This window comes from Massilia sp. CT11-108 (genome assembly GCF_047302915.1).
Taxonomy (GTDB): Bacteria; Pseudomonadota; Gammaproteobacteria; order Burkholderiales; family Burkholderiaceae_D; genus Telluria; species Telluria orientalis.
The window spans coordinates 1-3,782 of the sequence record NZ_JBKYMO010000516.1 but is presented as its reverse complement, the minus strand read 5'-3'; the positions used below and the strand labels follow the sequence as shown (position 1 = coordinate 3,782).

The 3,782-nt window shown below is 66.4% G+C and carries 3 protein-coding genes; all 3 read left to right on the top strand.

Annotated elements, in window-relative coordinates:
- Positions 1-192 precede the first annotated feature (192 nt).
- Positions 193-1,152, top strand: coding sequence for an MYG1 family protein (locus ACEN88_RS26500; RefSeq protein ID WP_413344464.1), 960 nt, complete (start codon positions 193-195; stop codon positions 1,150-1,152).
- Between the two features lie 143 nt (positions 1,153-1,295).
- Positions 1,296-2,255, top strand: coding sequence for a chemotaxis protein (locus ACEN88_RS26495; protein ID WP_413344462.1), 960 nt, complete (start codon positions 1,296-1,298; stop codon positions 2,253-2,255).
- Between the two features lie 168 nt (positions 2,256-2,423).
- On the top strand, positions 2,424-3,782 hold a 1,359-nt coding region (locus ACEN88_RS26490), incomplete at its 3' end, for a PAS domain S-box protein (protein WP_413344460.1).

Below are 3,782 nucleotides of genomic sequence, written 5' to 3'. Positions count from 1 at the left end.
GGTGCCTGCGCGTCCGCGCGCGCGGCGGCCGGCGCCAGGCCGAGGCTCAGTACGAAAGCGAGGGGCAGGGTCGGAAAACGGATCGCCATGGGGGTCGTCTCGATGCGGATGGGAATAGGAAGCATGATACCCGTGCCCGGCCTTGCGGCCAAAGCCGGTATCATCGGGGTATGCATTCAGACTGGAGCCAGTATGTTGATCGTGACCCACAGCGGTAAATTCCACGCGGACGACGCGTGGGCGGTAGCCGTGCTGCTGTTGTTGTATCCGGACGCGGAGCTCGTCCGCACGCGCGACCCCGCCATCATCGCGCGGGCCGACGTCGCCATCGACGTGGGCGGCGAGTGGAACCCGGCCGCGGGCCGCTTCGACCACCACCAGAAGGGCTTCGACGGCGCCCGCGTCAGCGGCGTACCCTATGCCAGCGCCGGCCTCGTGTGGCGCGAATACGGCGCGCGCTGCGTGGCGCTGCTGGCCGAACGGCACGCGGGCTACAGATTGTCGGAGGAGGGCGCCCAGCAGATGGCGTATGCGATCGATGCGGACGTCGTGCAATACCTCGACCTCTCCGACGTGGGCGCGGCCCGCAACGCGCCGGGCAGCTATGGCCTGTCCGCGATCGTCTCCGGCTTCAACCCGAACTGGCTCGACGAGCAGCGGCTCGGCTATGGCCCGGCCGCCGAGGCCTACCGCGACGAGCAGTTCCGGCGCGTGCTGGGCCTGCTCACGGACCTGATGATCAATGCGGTCAAGTACCGCATCGGTGCGCAGCTCGCCGTGGATCAGGTGCGGCATGCCGAGGTGCTCGAAGGCGGCCGCGTGCTGTACCTGAAAAATGCCGCACTGCCGTGGACGGCCATCGTGCGCAAGGAGATGCCGAAGGTGCTGTTCGTCATCAGCTACAGCCTGGCCGAGCAGCGCCACATGATCCACACGGTGCCCGTCAGCGCCGAAAGCTTCGACGCGCGCGCCGACCTGCCGGCCGCCTGGGCGGGCCTGCGCGATGCCGACCTGGCCGCCGTCACGGGTGTGCCGGATGCCGGTTTCTGCCACAACGGCCGCTTCATCGCCGCCGCGAAGTCGTTCGAAGGCATTCTCCAGATGGCGCGGCAGGCGCTGCGGGAAGTGGATGCGCAGGCCTCGACAGCGTGATCAGCCGTTACGATTTCATCAAACGTGTGTGGTTTTTTGGTGCGAAATCACTAAAATGTGACGGAGATTCTTGCTGGTCTTTATACCGACACGCGGTTCGCGTCTAGAATTTCCCAAAAGAATCAACCTTTTTGGGATGGGACATGAAATCGGTTCAGCAGGAAGTCGACGAGCGCAGCAACCTCACGGGCACGAACAAATTCGAGCTTTTGCTTTTCCGTCTCGGCGGCGACGCCAGCGGGGAGCACAGCGAGCTGTTCGGCATTAACGTCTTCAAGATCCGCGAGATCGTCGCCATGCCGACGATCACCAAGGTGGCCGGCGCGCCCGATCACGTCCTGGGCGTGGTCAACCTGCGCGGCCAGATCATCCAGGTCCTCGACTTGCCGGGCATCGCCGGCGTCACGCCCAAGACCGGCCTGAACATCATGCTGGTGACGGAATTCGCGCGCACCACGCAGGCGTTCGCCGTCGAGAGCGTGGAAGAAATCGTGCGCCTCGACTGGACGCAGGTGATGTCGGCCGAGAAGAGCGCCGGCAGCGGCATGGTCACGAGCATCGCGCGCCTGGAAGCGGTGGACGGCCAGCCGGCCCGCCTGGCCCAGGTACTCGACGTCGAGACGATCCTGCGCAACCTGAATCCGGAAGCGCAGACCGAGAACATCGAACATGCCGTCGGCGCCAAGATGAAGCTGAAGCCGGGCGCCGTGATCCTGGCCGCGGACGATTCCGTCGTCGCGCGCGCGCTGATCGAGCAGGGCCTCGACGCGATGGGCCTCCCGTTCGTGATGACGAAGAGCGGCAAGGAATGCTGGGACCAGCTGAACCATATCGCCGCCGCGGCGGAAGCCGAGGGCAAGACCGTGCACGACAAGGTCGCCCTCGTACTGACCGACCTCGAGATGCCGGAAATGGATGGCTTCACCCTGACCCGCAACATCAAGTCGAACGCGCGCTTCGGCAACATGCCGGTCGTGATCCACTCGTCGCTGTCCGGCACGACGAACGAGGAACACGTCAAGAACGTCCGCGCCGACGCCTACGTCGCCAAGTTCTCGGCCGAGGACCTGTCGCGCACCCTGCGCACGCTGCTGCGCCAGTAATTCCTCGTTCACGCGGCGCCGGCATCGCCGCCGGCACCGTGCTGCATCGCCCTTCTGAGTTGTTGTCGGGCAACATCTTCAAGCTGAGTGCGTGGGTTTTGTCCTACAGCAATAGTCATGGTGCATAATGACAGCTCAGGATGCTGTTTCCCACCTTTTCAGAATCCCATGCCACACCCGACATCCTTTATCGCGAGCATCTGGACCACGGATACGGAAGGCGTGTGCACGTCGGTCGTCGACCACGGGCCCGGTGCGCTGCCGCCGTTCGCCGTCGCGACGCGCCTGCAGGACTGGGTACGGTTGTACGCTGCAGACACGCAGCCGGCGGACCGCGTCGCGGATGCGCTGGCGCGGTCCGCGCCATTCCACTGTGACGTCGACATCCCGTGCGCGGACGGCCGCGTGCGCCGGATCGTCGTGTCCGGCCTGCCGCGCATGGAGGCGGGAGGCCGGATCGCCGGCTGGTCCGGCGCCTTCGCCGACGTCACGGAGCAGAAAGCCACCCTCGACCGCGCGCTGCGCAGCGAGGCGGAGCATCGCCTCATCGTCGACCACAGCATGGACCTGATCGCGCACTGCGGCGTGGATGGCCGCTACATCCACGTGTCGCCGTCGTACACGACCGTCGTGGGCTGGGACGCGGCGCAGTTGGTGGGGCGCAGCGTCCTCGAATTCCTCCATCCGGACGACCAGGCGCCCACCGGCGCTGCGCTCGCGCGCCTCCTCGCCGGTGAAGACATCGCCGACGTGCTCGTGGTGCGCAAGCGGCACCGCGACGGCCATTACGTCGAGCTGGGCTCCAAGGTGCGCAAAGTGACGGATCCGGTCACGGGCACCGTGTTCGGCGCCGTGCTCGTATCGCGCGACATCACACGTGAAAGGCAGATGTTGCACCGCGTCGAGGACGCGCATGCGCGCTTGCGCACGATCCTGGAAAGCATCGAGGACGGCTTCTTCTCGGTGAACCGCAACTGGGAGATCACGTACGCCAACACGCTGGCCGAGGTGTTCGTCGGCGTCGAGCCTGGCACCTCGGGCGGCAGGGTGTTGTGGGACGTCGCGAACGACCTGGACGGCACCGAGACCAGCGTCATCTACCGGCGGGCAATGGCGACGCGTGCGAACGCGGCGTTCGAAACCTTCTACGAACCGGAAGGCGTCTGGCTCAGCGTGCGCGTGTATGCGCACGACGAGGGCCTGTCGGTCTTCTTCCACGACATCACCGACCGCAAGCGCGCGGAGGAGCGGCTGGAGCAGCTGGCCACGCGCGACGACCTCACGGGCCTGCCCAACCGCGCGTGGCTGAACGGCCATCTGCGGTCGATGCTGGGCCAGGCGCGCGGCCAGGCGGAAACCACCGTGCTGTTCATCGACCTGAACCGCTTCAAGGAAGTCAACGATTCACTGGGCCACGCGGCCGGCGACCATCTGCTGCGCCAGGTGGGCCAGCGCCTGCAGTCGTGCCTGCGTCCGGGCGACGTCGTGGCGCGGCTGGGCGGCGACGAATTCGTCGTGGCGGCCCAT